17 protein-coding genes and 3 tRNA genes are annotated in these 18,993 nt (G+C 50.6%); 13 read left to right on the forward strand and 7 right to left on the reverse strand.

Features of this window, described 5'->3' with window-relative positions; all coding sequences use genetic code 11:
* Window positions 1-43 precede the first annotated feature (43 nt).
* Window positions 44-120 (forward strand) — tRNA-Arg (locus ACOTSW_RS07190).
* Between the two features lie 188 nt (window positions 121-308).
* Window positions 309-385 (forward strand) — tRNA-Arg (locus ACOTSW_RS07195).
* A gap of 101 nt (window positions 386-486) precedes the next feature.
* Here ACOTSW_RS07195 and ACOTSW_RS07200 read toward each other — a convergent pair.
* The gene (locus ACOTSW_RS07200; protein WP_423681875.1) at window positions 487-897 is read right to left on the reverse strand and encodes a thioredoxin family protein; all 411 of its coding nucleotides are present in this window, start codon (window positions 895-897) and stop codon (window positions 487-489) included.
* Between the two features lie 73 nt (window positions 898-970).
* On the opposite strand from ACOTSW_RS07200, the gene tsaB reads away from it, so the two are divergent.
* From tsaB to ACOTSW_RS07220, 4 genes are read left to right on the forward strand one after another with little or no spacing between them, the layout of a single operon-like run.
* A complete protein-coding gene (gene tsaB / locus ACOTSW_RS07205) occupies window positions 971-1,660 on the forward strand; it encodes a tRNA (adenosine(37)-N6)-threonylcarbamoyltransferase complex dimerization subunit type 1 TsaB (protein ID WP_423681877.1) in 690 nt (229 codons plus the stop codon).
* A gap of 29 nt (window positions 1,661-1,689) precedes the next feature.
* On the forward strand, window positions 1,690-2,136 hold the full coding sequence (gene rimI / locus ACOTSW_RS07210) for a ribosomal protein S18-alanine N-acetyltransferase (RefSeq protein ID WP_423681879.1): 447 nt from the start codon (window positions 1,690-1,692) through the stop codon (window positions 2,134-2,136).
* On the forward strand, window positions 2,136-2,948 hold the full coding sequence (locus ACOTSW_RS07215) for a uracil-DNA glycosylase (protein WP_423681881.1): 813 nt from the start codon (window positions 2,136-2,138) through the stop codon (window positions 2,946-2,948). The genes rimI and ACOTSW_RS07215 overlap by 1 nt, the downstream gene beginning before the upstream one ends.
* A complete protein-coding gene (locus ACOTSW_RS07220; RefSeq protein WP_423681882.1) occupies window positions 2,948-3,910 on the forward strand; it encodes a DUF1853 family protein in 963 nt (320 codons plus the stop codon). The genes ACOTSW_RS07215 and ACOTSW_RS07220 overlap by 1 nt, the downstream gene beginning before the upstream one ends.
* A gap of 5 nt (window positions 3,911-3,915) precedes the next feature.
* On the opposite strand, the gene lplT is transcribed toward ACOTSW_RS07220, so the two are convergent.
* A complete protein-coding gene (gene lplT / locus ACOTSW_RS07225) occupies window positions 3,916-5,178 on the reverse strand; it encodes a lysophospholipid transporter LplT (RefSeq protein ID WP_423681883.1) in 1,263 nt (420 codons plus the stop codon).
* Window positions 5,179-5,316: 138 nt separating this feature from the next.
* Here lplT and radA point away from each other — a divergent pair, with 138 nt between their 5' ends.
* Window positions 5,317-6,696, forward strand: a complete 1,380-nt coding sequence (gene radA / locus ACOTSW_RS07230; protein ID WP_423681884.1) for a DNA repair protein RadA — start codon at window positions 5,317-5,319, stop codon at window positions 6,694-6,696.
* A 21-nt stretch (window positions 6,697-6,717) separates the two neighbouring features.
* Here the strand turns inward: radA and hpnE are convergent, their stop codons facing one another.
* Complete coding sequence (gene hpnE / locus ACOTSW_RS07235; protein WP_423681885.1) at window positions 6,718-8,043, reverse strand: hydroxysqualene dehydroxylase HpnE; 1,326 nt, start codon at window positions 8,041-8,043, stop codon at window positions 6,718-6,720.
* Window position 8,044: 1 nt separating this feature from the next.
* Complete coding sequence (gene hpnD, locus ACOTSW_RS07240; protein ID WP_423681886.1) at window positions 8,045-8,878, reverse strand: presqualene diphosphate synthase HpnD; 834 nt, start codon at window positions 8,876-8,878, stop codon at window positions 8,045-8,047.
* A gap of 253 nt (window positions 8,879-9,131) precedes the next feature.
* Between hpnD and ACOTSW_RS07245 the strand changes: the two genes are divergently transcribed.
* The gene (locus ACOTSW_RS07245; protein WP_423681888.1) at window positions 9,132-10,013 is read left to right on the forward strand and encodes a hypothetical protein; all 882 of its coding nucleotides are present in this window, start codon (window positions 9,132-9,134) and stop codon (window positions 10,011-10,013) included.
* A gap of 112 nt (window positions 10,014-10,125) precedes the next feature.
* Here the strand turns inward: ACOTSW_RS07245 and ACOTSW_RS07250 are convergent, their stop codons facing one another.
* The 3 genes from ACOTSW_RS07250 to hpnC all read right to left on the reverse strand — a co-directional run bounded on the left by ACOTSW_RS07250 (window position 10,126) and on the right by hpnC (window position 12,133).
* Entirely contained in the window at window positions 10,126-10,830 is a 705-nt protein-coding gene (locus tag ACOTSW_RS07250; protein WP_423681890.1) for a M24 family metallopeptidase, read from the reverse strand.
* 39 nt (window positions 10,831-10,869) lie between these two features.
* Window positions 10,870-11,037 (reverse strand): hypothetical protein, encoded by a 168-nt coding sequence (locus tag ACOTSW_RS07255; protein WP_423681892.1) that lies wholly within the window; start codon window positions 11,035-11,037, stop codon window positions 10,870-10,872.
* Window positions 11,038-11,311: 274 nt separating this feature from the next.
* Window positions 11,312-12,133, reverse strand: coding sequence for a squalene synthase HpnC (gene hpnC / locus ACOTSW_RS07260; protein WP_423681893.1), 822 nt, complete (start codon window positions 12,131-12,133; stop codon window positions 11,312-11,314).
* Between the two features lie 163 nt (window positions 12,134-12,296).
* Here hpnC and ACOTSW_RS07265 point away from each other — a divergent pair, with 163 nt between their 5' ends.
* From ACOTSW_RS07265 to clpP, 5 genes are all read left to right on the forward strand, one after another.
* A complete protein-coding gene (locus ACOTSW_RS07265) occupies window positions 12,297-13,505 on the forward strand; it encodes an efflux RND transporter periplasmic adaptor subunit (protein WP_423681894.1) in 1,209 nt (402 codons plus the stop codon).
* Window positions 13,502-16,597, forward strand: coding sequence for an efflux RND transporter permease subunit (locus tag ACOTSW_RS07270; RefSeq protein ID WP_423681895.1), 3,096 nt, complete (start codon window positions 13,502-13,504; stop codon window positions 16,595-16,597). Before ACOTSW_RS07265 ends, ACOTSW_RS07270 begins: the two co-directional genes overlap by 4 nt.
* Before the next feature lie 223 nt (window positions 16,598-16,820).
* Window positions 16,821-16,907: transfer RNA gene (locus tag ACOTSW_RS07275), tRNA-Leu, on the forward strand.
* A 28-nt stretch (window positions 16,908-16,935) separates the two neighbouring features.
* A complete protein-coding gene (tig, locus tag ACOTSW_RS07280; protein WP_423681896.1) occupies window positions 16,936-18,285 on the forward strand; it encodes a trigger factor in 1,350 nt (449 codons plus the stop codon).
* A gap of 19 nt (window positions 18,286-18,304) precedes the next feature.
* On the forward strand, window positions 18,305-18,931 hold the full coding sequence (gene clpP / locus ACOTSW_RS07285) for an ATP-dependent Clp endopeptidase proteolytic subunit ClpP (RefSeq protein ID WP_304941546.1): 627 nt from the start codon (window positions 18,305-18,307) through the stop codon (window positions 18,929-18,931).
* The last annotated feature ends 62 nt before the right edge of the window (window positions 18,932-18,993 follow it).

The raw sequence follows: 18,993 nt of genomic DNA on the forward strand, positions 1-18,993 counted from the left end.
GGGCTTATAAAATCAAAAGTCCTATGCTATAATTTTGTTTTTCGCGGCTGTAGCTCAGCTGGATAGAGTACTTGGCTACGAACCAAGGGGTCGTGGGTTCGATTCCTGCCAGCCGCACCAGATTCAAGGGACTAGATGCAAATCTAGTCCCTTTTTTCTTTTCCGCGCTTCTTGCATCCGCCGGTTTTCTGTTTTCTGGCTCGCGCGGTGTTTTGTGGGTAACCTGGACGGTTGCTGAATCGAGAAGGATAAAAGTAGTCCCCGGGGCTTTAAATATTGGTTTTCTTTGTGCTATAATCTTTTTCTTCGCGGCTGTAGCTCAGCTGGATAGAGTACTTGGCTACGAACCAAGGGGTCGTGGGTTCGATTCCTGCCAGCCGCACCAGATTCAAGGGACTAGATGCAAATCTAGTCCCTTTTTTCTATTTTGCAGCAATGGAAGATGTGCTCACGCGGATGTGAGCATATGATGAGCAAGTATTCGTATCAGTCTGACAGTATTAACTGGCGAAGGCTCCAGTGTTCAGGCGCTTCCTGATTGAGTGAGTTGCGTTTGATTGGTCCGGATTGCATGCTCTCTTCAAGCGACGTAATGAGCCGGTGAAGCTGTGAGGCATCGGGTAGCATCGTTCCAAGAAATGCGACTTCGTCGTCATACTGAATCAGAATGGTAGGGAAATTTTCAATTTCTATATCTTCGACCAGATGGGCCTGATCTTCTATGTCTATCCAGGCAAAGCATTTATCGGGGTGACGGGCGATTAGTTCTTCGAATGCTTTGCGATAGATATTGCAGGTATCGCACCAGGCAGCGCAAAGGCAGGCCACCAGCCAGTGTTTAGTGTTCAGTTGAGTTTTCAACTGTTTCAGATCATTGGTTTGAATAAGTGTGTTCATTCTGTCATTTTAACCGATTCAATGTCGATAGAAATCCAGTATGGACCGGAAGTGATCACGGTAAAATACGGCTATGACAACGATTTTAGCAATAGAAACATCTACCGAACTCGCATCAGCAGCTTTGCTTGTTGATGGACAAATGCATTCCCGCGAGTTATCCGGCGTGCAAACCCATTCTCAGGGTATTTTGCCCGCGCTGCAGTCTTTACTCTCAGAAGCTGGCATTGCGCTGTCTGAGTGTGATGCTCTGGCGTTCGGTTGCGGCCCGGGCGCATTTACAGGTATCCGGACTGCGTGCGGCATTGTTCAGGGACTGGCTTATGGCGCTGAATTAAATGTCGTGCCGGTTGTCAGCTTGCGTGCAATGGCACTGGCGGCGTTGACCGAGGCCAAGGCCGATAATCTGATTTGCGTTCTTGACGCACGTATGAGTGAGGTCTATTGGGCACAGTACCGTTTCGTCGAAGGCGTCTGCGAAGAACTCAGTCCGCCCGTTTTGGCGAAGATCGATGATATTCTGCCGCGCGCAGACCAAGGTATTCCATGTTTTGTGCTGGGGACTGGCGTCATTTTGCCATCCCGGTTTAGTCAGTATCCATCGATTTCTCTGATGCCGCATGCCAGACAGGTTGCCGAGCTGGGCAGTCAGGCGTTGGTAAATAAACAGGACGTTCCAGCCGAACTGGCGCAACCGCTCTATCTGAGAAATAAGATTGCCCTGACTACTGTTGAGCGCAATCTGGTACAGGGGCAGAAATAATATGCGGCTTTTTCGTACAGAGAAAAAACATGCATAACTTTGTCAAGCTGGGTTTTGCAGACATTGATCAGATACTGACGATAGAAGAAACGGTGTACTCACACCCCTGGACCAGGGGAAATTTTACAGATTCGTTTTTAAGCGGTTATCAGGCGTTTGGCATCCGCGATTATTCCGGTGAAATTCTTGCTTACTTTTTTGTGATGCCCGTCGTGGATGAATTGCATCTGTTGAATTTCGCGGTCCGCAAGGAAAATCAGGGGCAGGGATATGCCCGTGCCATGCTGAAATACTTGGATATTTACGCCAAAGAACAAGGCTTTGCATCGGTTTTATTGGAAGTCCGGCGGAGCAATTATCGTGCTATTGAGGTTTATCTCGCCGCTGGATTTGAAGAAATCGGCAGGAGAAAAGCCTACTATCCTGTCGATGTAAATACCCGTGAAGATGCAATAGTAATGCGGAGGATGTGTTGATGGACGCGGCTGAACAAGCAACCCGTATCAAAATTCTGCACGCGATGGGTTTGGGTCCCATGTGGCTCTCCCGTTATGCGTCTGATGAGACCGCTCCAGTAGTTGTAACTCCTGCATTTGCTGATACTCCTCCGGCTGTTGTTTTGGCGGATGCTGGTATTGCTGCTCCTGTGTCGTTGGTGGACGTGCCTCCTGCTCCAGTGACCGTGGTATCTGAGCCCGTGGAGAGCGTATCTGGAATGTCCTGGGAGACATTGCAGGCCGAAGTCGCATCTTGTGTGGCTTGTGGTTTGTGTAAAGGCAGGGCAAAAACAGTTTTTGGTGCCGGAGACACCGCAGCGACATGGTTGTTTGTCGGCGAAGGTCCGGGCTATAACGAAAACATACAGGGCGAACCTTTTGTCGGCGCAGCCGGGCAGTTGCTCGATAACATGCTGCATGCGCTCGGTATCCGGCGTGGCGATCGTGCGTATATTGCTAATGTGGTTAAATGTCGTCCTACAGATAGTAATGGCAAAGACCGGCCGCCCACTCCCGCAGAAATACAGGCTTGTCTGCCTTATCTGCGGCGCCAGATTGCCTTAATACAGCCGAAAGTGATTGTCGCCCTGGGTAAAACTGCAGCAGTCGCCCTATTGGGAGTCGATCCCGAGACGCCGGTCTCACAATTGCGCGACAAAGAACATCATCTGAATGGTGTGCCTATGGTTGTAACCTATCATCCGGCTTATTTATTGCGTAAGCCCGTAGAAAAAAGTAAGGCTTGGCGTGATTTGTGCCTTGCCCGCAAAGCTTTGCCAGGCAGTGCCTGATGCAAGACTATCCAGACTATCAGGCGCAGTTTCATCAGCGGTGGGGTCATTTAAAGGATGCGCATGTCCGCGCACTTGCATGGCTGTTAAGCTCTCCCGACTTACTCGACCAGCAGTCGCCTGTCTGGCGAGGTGCGATTGTTGCGCCTGTGCTGCCATCCCCGCAACTATTGGACCCCTGGCTGAGTCATCTCGATCTTTACCCCGGACCTTTGCATCAGGCCTTGCATCATGCGCCGACCAAACGACTGGGTTTGTACGCGGAGATTTTATTTGCTTTTTTTCTAGCTGAGACGGGGAAGCTTTTTGCACATGGTCTGCAAGTGAATGATGAGCAGGCGCATACCGTCGGCGAGTTTGACTTTCTGGTCAGGGAAGGCGAGGGTCTCGTGCATTGGGAGCTGGCGACAAAATTTTATTTTTTTTTTTCCGGTGCTGTATCCGGACAAAGCGGCGCACCTGACTTGTTCAGTTATCTCGGCCCGAATCTGGCAGATACCCTGGGGGCGAAGATGAAGAAAATAGTGCAGCAGCAATTACGTCTCGGCATGCATCCTGCGGCAAAAAAATTTTTACCGTTGCCGTTGTTGCGTTCGCAAGCGCTGGTGAAAGGATGGCTGTTTTATCGCGATACGGAAGCTGGCCGGTCAGGTCCTGCGGTTGATGGTGTGTCTGAACACCATTGCCGGGGTCATATCTGGACCTTGTGTGATGTGCAGGACATGCAAGAGTGTGAAGGTGTTATTTTGCAGCGTCTTGCCTGGCTGGCACCGGTACAAATGGCAGTTGACGCTGTTTTCGGGAAGCAGGAATTGCTTGCGCAGATCAAATCACATTTTTCGATATCGACAGCGCCGCTGCTGCTCGCAATCACCGTCATCCGGGATGGTATGGCCCGAGAAGTCCGCCGCGGTATGCTGATTCCTGATGACTGGTGGGATCGGGCGCGTACCAGCAGATGACACGCCTAGTGTTTGTGTTCGCCTATCAATGCCAGTGAATCAAACTGACGTTGGTTGGCATCATGTTTTTTCATAACGATGAACATCGTACTCGCCACAAATACGCCGAATATCACAATGACAGCCTGAATATTCAAATCCAGAAAGATCATCAGTGCATACAAGCCCAGCATGATTAAGACGGACAGGTTTTCATTGAAATTCTGTACCGCAATTGAGTGTCCCGCACTCATCAGCACATGGCCACGATGCTGTAACAAAGCGTTCATCGGTACTACAAAGAAACCAGCCAGCGCACCGACCAGAACCAGTAAAGGATAGGCAAGCCAGACGCTGTGAACGAAGATCATCGTTGTGACCACCAATCCCATGGCGATGCCCATAGGCATGACAGCCAGTGATTTTTTGAGTGGAACAAACTTTGCGGCGGCGACAGCGCCGATTGCAATGCCGATTGCGACAACGCCTTGCAGTACCGCTGCTTTATTCAACGGCATTTGCAAAGACTCTTCAGCCCACTTTAAAACGATGAATTGCAGCGTCGCTCCTGCTCCCCAGAATAAGGTTGTGACCGCCAGCGAAATTTGTCCCAGTTTATCTTTCCACAAAGTGACAAAACAATGGGAAAAGTCGCACACCAGCTGCACCGGATGAGGTTTTTGCTGGGCGTAACGTGCGCCCGTATCGGGGATGCGTAAATTGAACAATGCCGCGAGGCCATAGAAGAAGGTGATGACGCAGAGTGCCGCTTCGGCAGGGGTGTTAATCGGGAAATCGATAACAGGGAAATCAAAACTCAGCAAGGCCGCAGAGATATGCGGAGTGACCAGTGCACCACCAAGTACGGTGCCGAGAATGATGGAAGTGACTGTTAAGCCTTCGATCCAGCCATTGGCTGCAACCAGCTTTTCGGGGGGGAGTAATTCGGTGAGGATGCCATACTTCGCCGGTGAATATGCGGCGGCGCCAAATCCGACCAGTGCGTACGCAATCAGCGGATGCACATGAAAAAACATTAAAGCGCAACCGACGACTTTAATCATATTCGTAATGAACATGACCTTACCTTTCGGAAGAGCATCCGCGAAAGCTCCGACAAAGGCTGCGAGTAACACGTAGGAAACAGCAAAGAAAAATTTCAGTAAAGGCGGCATCCAGCCAGGAGATTGCATGGATACTAATAAAGCCATGGCGGCAATAAGTAGCGCGTTGTCGGCCAGCGATGAAAAAAACTGTGCCGCCATAATTGTATAGAAACCACGTCTCATGCTTGTCGTTTGCCTGTTACAAAGTGTTATCGGTCAGCTTTATACCATGAAAATCTTGCCCGATCGCTGAATTAGAGCATGTATATCAGAAATTACTGAGTAAAATATCAGTGTTTATTTCGTTTTCTATGAAAAGTTATGGCTAAGGCAAAAACTAATTACACCTGTACCGAATGTGGCGGCATCGTCAATAAATGGGCGGGACAGTGCCCTTCGTGCGGGCAATGGAATACCTTGGTGGAAACGATCATGGAAGCGTCAGGTAATCGTTTTTCCGGGAAGCATCAAAGCCTTGCGCAAACGGCCCCGGTACTGAATCTGTCGGATATCGAAGCGTCGGATGTACCACGTTTTGGTACGGGGATCGATGAGTTTGACCGTGTCCTCGGTGGAGGCCTGGTACCGGGGGGTGTCGTTCTGATCGGCGGCGATCCTGGAATCGGAAAATCCACATTGTTGTTGCAAGCCTTGTCGAACCTGACCAAGACAAAAAAAGTGTTATATGTCAGTGGTGAAGAGTCAGGTGCACAGATCGCTTTGCGGGCAAACCGGCTGGCGCTCGATACGCAAGGGCTGGCTCTGCAGGCAGAAATTCAGCTGGAAAAAATTCTGAACACACTCTCAGACCATAAGCCTGAAGTGGTGGTGATCGATTCGATTCAGACGATTTATTCGGATGCACTGAGCTCAGCACCGGGATCCGTGGCCCAGGTACGTGAATGTGCAGCGCAACTGACGCGCGTCGCAAAAACAATGAATATCACCATGATTCTGGTAGGTCATGTGACGAAAGAGGGGGCTCTGGCTGGACCTCGCGTGTTGGAACACATTGTCGATACGGTTCTGTATTTTGAAGGGGATACGCATTCCAGTTTTCGTCTGGTTCGGGCGATTAAAAACCGCTTTGGCGCAGTGAATGAACTGGGTGTGTTCGCGATGACGGAGCGTGGCTTAAAAGGTGTATCCAATCCATCGGCATTATTTCTTTCGCAGCACGAGTCACAGGTGGCTGGTTCCTGCGTCATGGTGACGCAAGAGGGAACCAGGCCGTTACTGGTGGAAATACAGGCGCTCGTTGACAGCTCCTTCGCACCGAATGCGAAGCGTTTATCTGTCGGTCTGGAGCAAAATCGTCTGGCGATGCTGCTGGCAGTGTTGCACCGGCATGCCGGTGTTGCAGCGTTTGATCAGGATGTGTTTATTAACGCAGTCGGTGGTGTCAAAATTGCCGAACCAGCAGCTGATCTGGCTGTCTTGCTGGCGATTAATTCGTCGATGCGAAATAAGCCTTTGCCGCGTAGTCTGGTTGTGTTTGGCGAGGTCGGTCTGGCTGGTGAGATACGGCCGGCACCGAGAGGGCAGGAGCGCCTGAAGGAAGCTGCCAAGCTGGGATTTACGATTGCGATGATTCCTAAAGCGAATGCGCCCAAGCAAAAAATTGAGGGTCTTACCATCATTGCAGTCGATAGGATTGATGAGGCAATGAGCCGCATTCGTGATATTGACGATGCGGTTTGATTGAATGGCTGATGGTTTAACTTAATCGTGCAGGCTGCTGATCACCTCAGTCGCAGCATGAATGCCGCTTCTGATCGCACCTTCCAGGGTCGCCGGATAATCACCCTGTGTATAGTCGCCGGCCAATGTCAGCCCGGGTATGCCCGTGCTGTTTGGCGGGCGTTGTAGCGCCGGAGTGCAACTGAAGGTCGCTCTTTTTTCGGTGATGATCTGATGCCATTGCGGGCTTGCCAGTTCGGTGCGCCTGAAACTGTCAGCCAATTGGCTGGCGATTGAATTGGCGAGCGACAGGTGATCTTGCTGGTGATTTTCCGGAGCGCTGATCACGATGGCAAATAAGCCGCTTTGATCGTCATGCAACTGTCCCCGGTCAAATACATATTGTCCCCAGCGCTGTTGCTGCGGATTGTCTGATAGTGCATACATCGGGCGCGGCAGGCGTGTTCCCGCTGCATATTGTAAATAGCAGCTCGTGATGGCCTCGTATGTCAGCGACGGCAATGTCAAACCCGTGTTGCTCAGCAAGCGTTGCGCATTAGTGGCATCAGTGGCAATGATGACGCCGTCGAATGTCTGTTCTTGCTGTTGAGCGGATTCCATGATCCATCGGGATGCATCGTCTTTTCTGATTGTCTTGATTGCACTGGAGCATGCCACCTCAGCGCCGTGACTTTGTATAAATTCTGCTGCTTTTTGGGGAAACAGTGCAGAGAGATTCAGTCTTGGCAGCAACATGTCGGATGCGGCGCGGCTGGCGCCGAGACTGTCCCTTAAAACATTCAGAAATACCTGCGCAGAGGCCCGCTCCGCAGGTGTGTTTAATGCGGCGATGCACAGCGGATTCCACATCAGACGGCACAGCCTGTCGGTCTGGTCAAAGCGTTGCAGCAATTCTGTGACGGTACAATCAGTATTGAGCTGCCATCCCATCCATCGGGTTGTTGATGAAAATCGAGCGAGTGCGAGTTTGTCTTCGCGACGCAAGCCGGTTGCTCTCCAGAGCGCCATCAGCAGGTGCAATGGCGCAGGCAGGCGTGGCGCGACGAAGTGCATACCATTGTCGTGCTCCGGATAAATCATTTGCAGCGGCAAGCGTAAAAATGCAGCGTTCAGGTCAACACCGACGGTTTTCATTAATTTCAGACTCTGCTGATAGGCTCCCAGCAGAATATGCTGGCCATTATCGATAGTGAGTCCATTAATCTCGACCCCGCGCGCGCGGCCACCGAGTGTTTTGGCCGACTCAAACAGGCTGACCTGATGTCCGTTCTGCGTCAATGTGACAGCTGCCGCACAGCCTGCCCAGCCGCCGCCGATCACCGCAATTTTTTTAACACGCTTCGCCATTTCAGCCACGGATATAGGTTTTCCAGGCGAGCCAGAGTTTGCGTATTGGTGTCAATGAAATGCGCTGATTCAGTACGTGAAAGCCGTCACGCTGAATTTCTGATAGCAGCGTTCTGTAGATCGCCGCCATAATCAAGCCGGTACGCTGCGCGCGGCGGTCTTCTGGCGGCAGTAATACCAGTGCCTCATCATAGAGTTTCTGCGCCCGTTCGTACTGAAACTGCATCAGCGCCTCAAACTCCTGACTATGTCTGGCATTCAGTATATCGGCTGCGGTCACCTTAAACTGTTGCAGTTCATTGACCGGAAGATAAATTCTGCCCTTGCGCGCATCTTCACCGACATCACGAATGATATTGGTCATCTGAAATGCAAGACCGAGTTTCTCTGCGAAGACTTTGGTTTGTGGATTGCTAATGCCGAAAATGCTGGCAGATAAAATGCCGACCACGCCGGCAACATGCCAGCAATATTTTTGCAAGGCTGAGAAGTCGAGATAACGGGTCTGATTCAGATCCATTTCCATGCCATCGATAATGGCCATCAGATGTGCGCCATCCAGCTGGTAAGTCGCCATATGGGGCAATAATGCCCTGGTTACTGGGTGAGTCGGCACATTCGCCAGCATGGCCTGTATTTCTTTGCGCCACCACGTCAATTTGCTGCGGGCGACCATATCATCCGTACTTTCATCGACGACATCATCCACTTCGCGGCAAAAAGCGTAGAGCGCAGTGATGGCGCGACGTCTATCTGCCGGCAGAAACAGGAAGCTGTAGTAGAAACTGGAGCCGCTTTCTGCAGCTTTTTGTTGGCAATATTCGTCTGGTGACATGCTGGAATATAAAAAAGTAATGGTTGCTGTGCGGAGTAAAGTTGAAAGGACTTGCTATGCTAACAAATTTCAATCGACCTCATGATGGTCAGACTGTGCTGCCATCCGCAGAATGGAAGTATCGGAATGTAATCAGATTGCAGAATTCTCAACTCAAAACGCGACAGCTCGTATAATAGTGGGCGCATTATATTATCGCTCTGCACAAAAGAGCCTGGCTTTTGACTCGAAACTTTAAATTTGGACAAACATCTTGAATAAATCGAAACTTGCGGCAATTTTTGGTGGCCTTGGAGTGATCCTGGCCGGGTGCGGTGGCTTCGTCTACACGTCCGTCGGTGGTACCGTCACGGGCTTGGGAACAACGGGCTCGAATTCGCTGACGCTGATGAATGAACAGAATTTTTTCCGGACGCTGACAGCAGATGGTTCTTTTTCATTCAATGTGGCAAGCAATGCGAATTATTCTATTGTTGTCTACACACAGCCAAATCTGGTGAATTGCACGGTAGCGAATGGTACTGGGAAAATGACGGGCGAAGGCGCGTTAAATAACATCGTGGTGACTTGTGTGCCGAATGTACCGGTTTCCGGAACCTTGTCCGGCCTGGCTGATGGCGGCTCCATAACCCTCAACAACAATACGGTGAACCCTGCAACCAACGTTGGTACAGACAAGACGATGGCCCTGTCTGCTAACGGTTCATTCCAGCTGACCAATTATGTGGTCAGCGGGTATCGCTACAATGTGACTGTGGCAATACCGCCGGCGGCGCAGTATTGTACGGTCGCGAATGGTACGGGCGTGGCGGATAACAAGTATCCGAATGCGATTAACAACGTCGCGGTTTCCTGCGTGCCTGCGGTACCGGTCAAGGTGACAGTGAATGGTCTGACTGCTGGCAAGACGCTGACGCTGTCGAATACGACGACAGCAAAATCCACAGCGGATAACCTGGCCATCAGTACAATCGGGATTTATAGCTTTGGCTGGAGCCTGCTCAATGGCATGCCTTATGAGGTGACAGTGGCAACCCAACCGACAGGGCAAACCTGTACCGTGCAGAATGGCAAAGGTGTGGCAGACATGAGTAAGCCTGATGCTGCAAGTAATATCGTCGTTAACTGCGTCTGAGCGCATTAAGTACACATAAAAAAAGCCCCGGCGCATAAAAATGCCGGGGCTTTTTTTATCCGGATACCTCATATCTCATATCCGGATAAATTTTGTCAGGATGACGGGCCGCTCACAATTCTTCGAGTATCCCTGCGTCGTTGAAATAAAAAATACCTTCCCGTTTGAAACCCCATTTTCCTCCCTTGAGCCTGATAAACGGTTCAAAGCTGAAAAAGCCGACTTCCGACAAAGGAATGTCATTGCTGGAATCAATGTACTGACGCTGATCTTTATCGTTCGCAATACTGTGGCCGACGTTGTTGCGATAATCAAGATTGACGAAGCCGTTCTGGCGTATGCGCATATTGGCCCAGTCGAACAGCTGACCAAATGTGGTGTGGGGCCTCACCAGTGCCTGCATTTGCTGGTGCATCTGCCGCAGAAAGTTCAGACCATTTCTGAATTCAATTAACTGCGGTTTCTGCGTGACTTTGCCATTTTCTACCGGAAATGAACGGGCATAGTCGCCCCAGTATCTGTCCTGCGTCGGACTCAGGTCGATCGTGACCAGATTATCGGTGCCGACAGGTTCTTCGCTGGGCTGATAATCGCGCCCTGAAATCGAAACACAACTGCGCGAGCCGAGTAACACCAGTGCCGGACAGGAGTGATACCAGGTATCCGGATAGCCTTGCGCTTGCAGCAGCCGATGTGCTTTGTCTGCGATGCTTTTTTCGGTGTCGTCCGCAGTAATCAGGCCGGCCAGTTGCTGCAATACGGTTTTGGCAGCGGTCTGTACCTGTCTGTGCTGTTCGATCTCGAACGCGGTTGGCATAATTTTTCCGTTTCAGCTGGGCGTGATGATGAATATCGCTTATTTGTCTGAGCTGCTCTTTGTCACAGCCTTGACGCCGGCGGCGGTGACATCCACTGCGGTTCCGACGACGGCGCCGCCGACTTTAACGGTGGTCGTGGCTGCGACGTCAGCAATTGCAAGCACAGTGCAGGCATTCAGTGGGAAAACGCATAGTAGGAGAAACATTCGCGTTATACAAGTTCGCATGAGCAGGCCTGGTATCGGTTTGGTTGGCAGAGGGGAAGGGCATGTCCTGAGTGGCGTTTTGCCGCTTAGCCTCAGTATACGTCAGCGCTTTACGCTCTTTCGATGATGGCAGATTTTTTTTGTAACCTCATGTTGGGCAGGTAATTCAGCTGATAATTTATATACTCCCCCATCATTTTCAAAAAACACCGCTAATCTCAGCGCATTTACTTGATGTTTTTAGATACTGGGGGGAGTATATGTATGGCGCGGATCACGCTGCTGAGGGCATCCGCAGTGCACGCCAGACGAGCAGCAGCCAGTCCCACGCTTTGAGCGTCGGTCTGTGATGAAACACATCGCCTTGTACGGCGTCAATTTTTTCGAGGATGCGCAGACCACCCTGAACGACGAGACGCAGTTCCCAGCCGATACGACCGGGAAGACGCGTTGCCAGCCCGCTGGCAGACAGCATCATCTGGCGCGCGCGCGCGGTCTCGAACTGCATCAGCGCCTGCCATTCCGCATTAGTGTTCTGACTGGCGATGTCTTGCTCGCAGATGCGGTAGGCCTGCATATCGCTTTGCGGCAGGTAGATGCGTTGTTTTTTCCAGTCGATCGCAACGTCCTGCCAGAAATTAATTAATTGCAGCGCTGAACAGATGGCGTCCGAGTCGCGGACGTTGTCCGGTGTTGCGGCGCCATACAGGTGCAGCATGATCAGACCGACCGGATTGGCGGAACGACGGCAATAATCCTGTAACTGTGCGAAATCCGCATATCGGGTGGTGACAACGTCTTGTTTAAATGCCGATAGCAAATCACGGAATGGTTGCAGAGGCAGTTGATGTTGCTGGATAACATCAGCCAGCGCCGTGAACAGGGGTAAGCTGCTGTTGCTGTTTTGTTCAATCAGGTCCAGCTCGTATTCATAGCTGCCAATCGCTGTCAGACGCTGCGCCGGTGTCGCATCGCCCTCGTCAGCAATATCATCGGCACTGCGTGCAAAGGCATAAATGACCTCAACGGCTGGTCGTAAATGTGCTGGCAGTAAGATCGATGCAACAGGAAAATTTTCGTAGTGTTCAACGGACATAGGTGTCGTTACATTCTTAATGACCGAAAAGTCATTGGCAATCAGGTAAGTGCTAATTATAATTACTAACCTGTCAGTCATTTATTTTAAACAGTCGTGGCGAGCGCAAAAAACAGTCGTCGTCAGCTGTCTTACTCAGTCCGCATAGTAAAGGAAAACTTTTGTGTTAACACTAAAAACTCCCGTGTTCGCCGACGCCTCGTCCGTTGTCCATCGTGTCAAAACGCGGCATTCAGGTTTGTCCTCGTTGCGGGCGCTGGCTGCGCTGTCCTTACTGAGCTTACTGGCAGCGTGTTCCAAGCCGGTTGAAAAAACAGAAGATGTGCGGCCAGTGCGCGTGGTGACTGCTGTCAGCACGAATTCTGATGCGGCATTTGAATTATCCGGAGAGGTGCGTCCGCGGATTGAATCACGACTGGGTTTTCGCGTCGGCGGTAAGATCATTCAGCGTAAGGTGGAATTGGGTACGGTCGTGAAGCGTGGTCAGTTGCTGATGCAACTTGACCCGCAGGACTTGTTGCTGGCGCAAACGCAGGCGAAAGCGGCGTTGACAGCGGCAGAAAGTAATCGTGATCTGGCGCAGGCAGATTTGAAACGTTATCAGGAGTTGCGATCAAAGAATTTCGTTGCCGCAGCGGTACTCGACAGTAAAGAGGTTGCCTATAAAGCAGCACAATCCAGTTACGAGCAGGCACTTGCCGGCTTTAAAAATCAAAGTAATCAGGCTGGATATGCAGCACTGGTTTCGGATGTCGACGGCGTCGTCACCGGGGTTGATGCGGAAATCGGGCAGGTGGTTGCAGCAGGCACACCGGTTGTCCGCGTTGCACAATCCGGCGAGATGGATGTGGTCGTTGGTATTCCTGAGAATAAAATCAACAGCATACGGCAGATGACTGAAATCAAAGTAGGTTTATGGGCAGATCCTTCCCTGACGCTGCCGGCGAGCTTGCGTGAATTGTCGCCTGTTGCAGATCCGGCGACCCGCACGTATCTTGCTAAAGTCAGTTTGCCTGCGGAAGCAAAAGATGTGCGTCTCGGTATGACGGCCAATGTCAGCTTTGTGGCACCGAATCCTGCTCCAGTATTTAAACTGCCGACCACGGCATTGTTCCAGGATAAAGGGCAGACCTCGGTCTGGATCGTCAGTGGCGGAGCAGTGAAACTGGTACCGGTGAAGCTTGCAGGTACATCCGGAGAAGGTGTGTTGATTGCTGGCGGGATTTCACCGGGTCAGATGGTTGTCACGGCTGGTGTTAACTTATTAAAACCAGGACAGAAAGTCAGCATACTCGGTGCTGAGTCTCCCGTAACTAAGCCGCCGGTTACGTCGTCGGCAGTGGCATCATCGGCAGCAGGAGCCTCTAAATGAGCCACTCTTCAAGAAGTTTTAATTTGTCGGGTTGGGCGCTGGAGCATATTCCGCTGATTCGCTACCTGATTGTTGTGTTGCTGCTCGGCGGAATTTTCAGTTATGGGAAGCTGGGGCAGGATGAGGATCCGCCTTTCACTTTCCGCGCGATGGTTGTCCGCGCAATGTGGCCGGGTGCGACCGCGTTGCAGATGGCGGACCAGGTGACGGATAAGCTGGAAAAAAAATTGCAAGAGACGCCTTACATCGATCGTATCCGCAGTTACTCCAAGCCCGGCGAAACGGTGATTATCCTGCAGTTACGAGAATCGACGCCGCCGAAAGAAACAACGCAATCCTGGTATCAGGTGCGCAAAAAAATAGGCGATATCAAAGCAACCCTGCCGCCGGGTGTGATCGGTCCTTTCTTTAATGATGAATTCGGTGATACTTATGGCTCTATCTTCGCGTTGTCGGGCGATGGTTTTACCTATGAAGAAGTAAAGGAATATGCGGATTTTGTCCGTCAGCAATTTCTGCGCATACCTTCCGTGTCGAAAGTCGAGCTGTTCGGTGTTCAAGATGAAAAACTGAATATCGAATTCTCGCAAAAGAAATTTTCCCAGTTAGGTATTCCTTTTGATGCGATTGTTTCTCAGATTGGTTCACAAAACGGAATTGAAAGTGCCGGTGTACTGACGACGTCTTCGGATAACCTGCAGGTGCGGGTTTCCGGCGCGTTAATGAAGGTGAAGGATCTGGAAAACCTGCAATTACGCGCAAACGGCATTACTTTCCGCCTGGGTGATTTTGCGACCGTCAGGCGTGAGTACAAAAATCCGCCGCAGGACAAAATGCGTTTCAACGGCAAAGAAGTCATCGGCCTTGGCATTTCCATGGAAAAAGGCGGCAATATCATCGAGCTGGGCAAACACATACAAGCAGATGTGCGCACCATCAAGGCGAAGCTGCCGGTCGGCATCGAGCTGGAACAAGTGACAAATCAGCCCGATGCAGTGAAAGCATCCGTCGGTGAGTTTTTACACACTCTGATTGAAGCGGTGGTCATTGTTCTGGCCGTGAGTTTTCTCTCTCTGGGGCTGCATACCAAGCCTTTCCGTCTGGATATCTGGCCTGGGCTTGTTGTTGGCCTGACGATACCTCTGGTGTTGGCGATTACATTCCTGTTTATGCGTATTCTGGACATCGATCTGCATAAAATTTCACTCGGTGCCCTGATCATTGCACTCGGCTTGCTGGTCGATGATGCGATTATTGCGGTTGAAATGATGGTGCGCAAAATGGAAGAGGGTTTTTCCCGTTTTGATGCCGCCACCTTTGCGTACACATCAACCGCGATGCCTATGCTGACCGGAACGCTGATTACGGCAGCCGGCTTTTTGCCTATCGGACTGGCCAAATCAGCAGCAGGGGAATACACATTCTCGATGTTTTCCGTGAATGCGCTGGCACTGATTATTTCGTGGCTGGCAGCCGTCTTGTTCACGCCTTATCTTGGCTATCTGTTGCTGAAAGTTAAACCACATAACATCAATGATAATCATCATCATGAACTGTTTGATTCACCGTTTTATAACCGTTTCCGCGCTTTGGTGAACTGGTGTGTCGAGTGGCGCAAGCTGACGATCGCCATTACTTTAGGTGTGTTTGGTCTTGGTGTATTTGGTTTTAAATTTATCGAGCAGCAATTTTTCCCGGACTCAAATCGTCCCGAGCTGATGGTCGAGTTGTGGCTGCCGGAAGGTTCGTCATTTGCCGCGACTGAAGCGCAGACGAAAAAGTTTGAGAACTTTGTGCGGCAGCAAGAGGGTGTTTCCAGTGTGACGAGTTACGTGGGAACCGGTAGTCCGCGCTTTTATCTGCCACTGGATCAGATTTTTCCGCAGACTAACGTGGCTCAGCTGGTTGTGTTGCCGAAAGATTTAAAGGCAAGGGAGGCGCTGCGTTTGAAAATCGTTGATATTTTCAAAAAGGATTTTCCTGAGGTTCGCGGTCGTGTCAAATTGCTGCCGAACGGACCGCCGGTTCCTTATCCGGTGCAATTCCGTGTCACCGGACTGGAAGTGACGAAGGTGCGCGAGATTGCGGATCAGGTAAAGCTGATCATGATGGCAAATCCAAACGCTATCGGTGTGAACGATAACTGGAACGAGTCGGTCAAAGTTGTTCGTATCGACCTCGATCAGGATAAGTTACGGGCCCTGGGCGTTACTTCGCAAAATGTGATGCGCGCAGCAAATACGATTCTGAGCGGTACCACCGTCGGACAATTCCGTGATGGCAATAAACTGATTGATATGGTTGTGCGTCAGCCAGTTGACGAGCGTTCGACGGTGAATGCGTTGAGCAACGCGAATATTCCGACTGCGAGCGGGAAATCAGTTCCTTTGTCGCAGATTGCGACGATCAAACTGGTTTGGGAACCAGGCGTGGTCTGGCGTGAAGGACGGGAATGGGCGGTTACTGTGCAATCGGATGTGGTTGATGGTATTCAGGGCCCGACTGTATCGGCTCAGATTGCACCGCAGTTAAAAGATATTCAGGCTGCCTTGCCTCCGGGTTATAAAGTGGAGCTGGCAGGTGCTGCGGCGGATAGTGGTAAGGCGCAGGAATCGATTGCTGCTAATGTCCCCTTAGTGGTGTTCATTATTTTCACGCTGTTAATGCTGCAACTGCATAGTTTTTCCCGTGTGATTCTGGTTTTCCTGACCGGGCCGCTGGGTCTTGCCGGTGCTGCGCTGGCGCTGCTGGTACTGCAGAGACCTTTTGGTTTTGTCGCGCAACTGGGGGTGATTGCGTTATTCGGTATGATCATCCGTAATTCTGTCATTCTGATCGATCAGATTGAGCAGGATATTCAGGAGGGTTCAGATGTCTGGACTGCGATCGTGGAATCCGCTGTGCGTCGCTTCCGGCCGATCATTCTGACTGCGGCAGCAGCGGTGCTGGCAATGATTCCTTTGTCGCGCTCGGTATTCTGGGGACCGATGGCCGTCGCTATTATGGGTGGCCTGATCATTGCGACGGGACTGACTTTGCTGTTTTTACCTGCATTGTATGCAGCATGGTTCCGCGTAAAAAAGCCCGGCTAAAACCGCGTTGATGGGTATTTCAGGCAACTCATACATGGTTGCCTGAAATGTTTTTTTTGAAGCATTAAAAAAATAAGGCACGGCCTAATAAAATCCAGTAGAATAGTGGGTTGGAGTTGTAATGCCACTATTTATTAGTTTTGGGCGACGCTTGATGTTCGGGTCGCCCTTTGCTTTTGTACCGGGCGCGTCGGATGTGCCGGTATGCAACATAACTCATCCCGCGAGGATGGCGAAATTGGTAGACGCACCAGGTTTAGGTCCTGACGCCAGCAATGGTGTGGGGGTTCGAGTCCCCCTCCTCGCACCACAGAATTTTTACTATTTGGACGATTTTCATGGCAACTGCAGTCGAAACTTTAGATAAATTGGAACGCCGCCTTACAATTTCCTTCCCGATCGCTGATGTGCAATCAGAAGTTGAAAAGCGTTTGAAGGTGCGTGCACGCACAGCAAAAGCACCTGGCTTCCGCCCAGGTAAAGTGCCAATGAAGATGGTTGCCGCACAATACGGCTACCAGGTTGAAACAGAAGTGCTGAACGACAAAGTCGGTCAGGCTTTTGCTGCTGCCGTTGGCGAAAACAACTTACGTGTTGCTGGTTACCCTAACATCGAGCCAAAAACAGGTGAAGGTGTGGCTGAAGGTACTCTGGCATTCACTGCGACTTTTGAAGTGTATCCGGAAGTGGTTGTCGGTGATTTGTCCGCAGCTGAAGTTGAGCAGGTGAAATCTGATGTCACTGATGCAGAGATCGAGAAAACGATTGATATCCTGCGCAAACAACGTGTGCATTACCACGTAAAAGGTGAGCAAGGTGCGCATGGAGATGGCGGCGCAGACCAGTCCGCACAAAATGGTGACCGCGTGACCGTTGATTTCGTCGGTAAGATCGATGGCGTGGAGTTTGCTGGTGGCAAAGCAGAGGGTTTTGCTTTCGTACTGGGCGAAGGTCGCATGTTGCCTGAGTTTGAAGCTGCAACAGTGGGTCTGAAAGTCGATGAATCTAAAACTTTCCCATTGGCGTTCCCTGAGGATTACCACGGTAAAGATGTTGCCGGTAAAACAGCAGAATTCACGATTACGCTGAAGAAACTGGAATGGGCGCATTTGCCGGAGGTTGATGCTGAATTTGCTAAGATGCTCGGCGTTGAAGATGGCGATCTGGTGAAGATGCGTGCTGATATCAAAGAAAATCTCGAGCGTGAAGTTAAAGGCCGCGTTAAAGCGAAAACAAAAGAAAGCGTGATGGACGCTTTGGTGAAGGCTGTAACATTCGATGTGCCATCTTCTTTGGTCGCTCAGGACAGCGAGCGTCTGGCTGAAATGACGCGTCAGGATATGGCTCAACGTGGCATGAACGTGAAAGACGTTCCATTCCCGATTGAGATGTTCAATGCACAAGCCGAACGCCGTGTCCGTCTGGGTCTGATTCTGGCTGAATTGGTCAAGGCTAATAACTTGCAGGCAACTGCAGAGCAGATCAAAGCTCAGGTTGAAGATTTCGCGCAAAGCTACGAGGATCCGCAACAAGTAGTGAAGTACTACTACAGTGATCGTAATCGCCTTGCAGAAGTTGAAGCCCTTGTATTAGAAGAAAACGTCGTTAACTATGTTCTCGGTAAGTCGAAAGTGACTGAAAAAACACTGCCTTTCGATGAGTTGATGGGCAATAACGCACAAGCATAAGTTTTAAAAGGAAAATCACATGACAGGCATCATCCGTAATTCGGCGTTGGATACAAATATGCTGGGCATGGTGCCTATGGTGGTAGAGCAAAGTGGGCGTGGTGAACGTTCCTATGACATCTACTCTCGCTTATTGAAAGAGCGTGTGATTTTTCTGGTTGGTCCGGTGAATGATCAGACGGCAAATCTGGTCGTCGCGCAGCTGTTGTTTTTGGAGAGTGAAAATCCAGATAAGGATATTTCTTTCTACATTAATTCTCCGGGCGGCTCCGTTTCTGCCGGGATGGCGATCTACGACACCATGCAGTTCATTAAGCCAGATGTATCGACATTGTGTACTGGTCTGGCTGCATCGATGGGGGCTTTTTTGCTGGCGGCAGGTGCTAAAGGTAAGCGATTCTCTTTACCGAATTCCCGCATTATGATTCATCAACCCTTGGGTGGTGCACAGGGGCAGGCTTCAGATATTGAGATTCAGGCGCGTGAAATTTTGTACTTGCGCGAACGTCTGAATGGCATTCTGGCGGAAAACACAGGCCGCAGCTTAGATCAGATTGCCAAAGACACTGATCGTGATAATTTTATGTCGGCTGATGCCGCTGTCGAATACGGGTTAATTGATAAAGTTTTGACTCATCGCGCTTAAGCTGCTTGAATTAGATAAACGCCCGTTCCCATAAAGGTTCGGGCGTTTTTTATTTATTTTCT

The sequence above is a fragment of the Undibacterium sp. WLHG33 genome (genome assembly GCF_049544815.1).
GTDB lineage: Bacteria > Pseudomonadota > Gammaproteobacteria > Burkholderiales > Burkholderiaceae_D > Undibacterium.

Excerpts from the sequence above, each read along its gene's own strand:
- hpnD (WP_423681886.1), bottom strand. The coding sequence starts at position 8,878 with ATGTCACCAGACGAATATTGCCAACAAAAAGCTGCAGAAAGCGGCTCC.
- ACOTSW_RS07250 (WP_423681890.1), bottom strand. The coding sequence starts at position 10,830 with ATGCCAACCGCGTTCGAGATCGAACAGCACAGACAGGTACAGACCGCT.
- tig (WP_423681896.1), top strand. The coding sequence starts at position 16,936 with ATGGCAACTGCAGTCGAAACTTTAGATAAATTGGAACGCCGCCTTACA.
- rimI (WP_423681879.1), top strand. The coding sequence starts at position 1,690 with ATGCATAACTTTGTCAAGCTGGGTTTTGCAGACATTGATCAGATACTG.
- tsaB (WP_423681877.1), top strand. The coding sequence starts at position 971 with ATGACAACGATTTTAGCAATAGAAACATCTACCGAACTCGCATCAGCA.
- ACOTSW_RS07215 (WP_423681881.1), top strand. The coding sequence starts at position 2,136 with ATGGACGCGGCTGAACAAGCAACCCGTATCAAAATTCTGCACGCGATG.
- ACOTSW_RS07255 (WP_423681892.1), bottom strand. The coding sequence starts at position 11,037 with ATGTTTCTCCTACTATGCGTTTTCCCACTGAATGCCTGCACTGTGCTT.
- hpnC (WP_423681893.1), bottom strand. The coding sequence starts at position 12,133 with ATGTCCGTTGAACACTACGAAAATTTTCCTGTTGCATCGATCTTACTG.
- ACOTSW_RS07220 (WP_423681882.1), top strand. The coding sequence starts at position 2,948 with ATGCAAGACTATCCAGACTATCAGGCGCAGTTTCATCAGCGGTGGGGT.
- ACOTSW_RS07200 (WP_423681875.1), bottom strand. The coding sequence starts at position 897 with ATGAACACACTTATTCAAACCAATGATCTGAAACAGTTGAAAACTCAA.
- clpP (WP_304941546.1), top strand. The coding sequence starts at position 18,305 with ATGACAGGCATCATCCGTAATTCGGCGTTGGATACAAATATGCTGGGC.
- ACOTSW_RS07270 (WP_423681895.1), top strand. The coding sequence starts at position 13,502 with ATGAGCCACTCTTCAAGAAGTTTTAATTTGTCGGGTTGGGCGCTGGAG.
- lplT (WP_423681883.1), bottom strand. The coding sequence starts at position 5,178 with ATGAGACGTGGTTTCTATACAATTATGGCGGCACAGTTTTTTTCATCG.
- hpnE (WP_423681885.1), bottom strand. The coding sequence starts at position 8,043 with ATGGCGAAGCGTGTTAAAAAAATTGCGGTGATCGGCGGCGGCTGGGCA.
- radA (WP_423681884.1), top strand. The coding sequence starts at position 5,317 with ATGGCTAAGGCAAAAACTAATTACACCTGTACCGAATGTGGCGGCATC.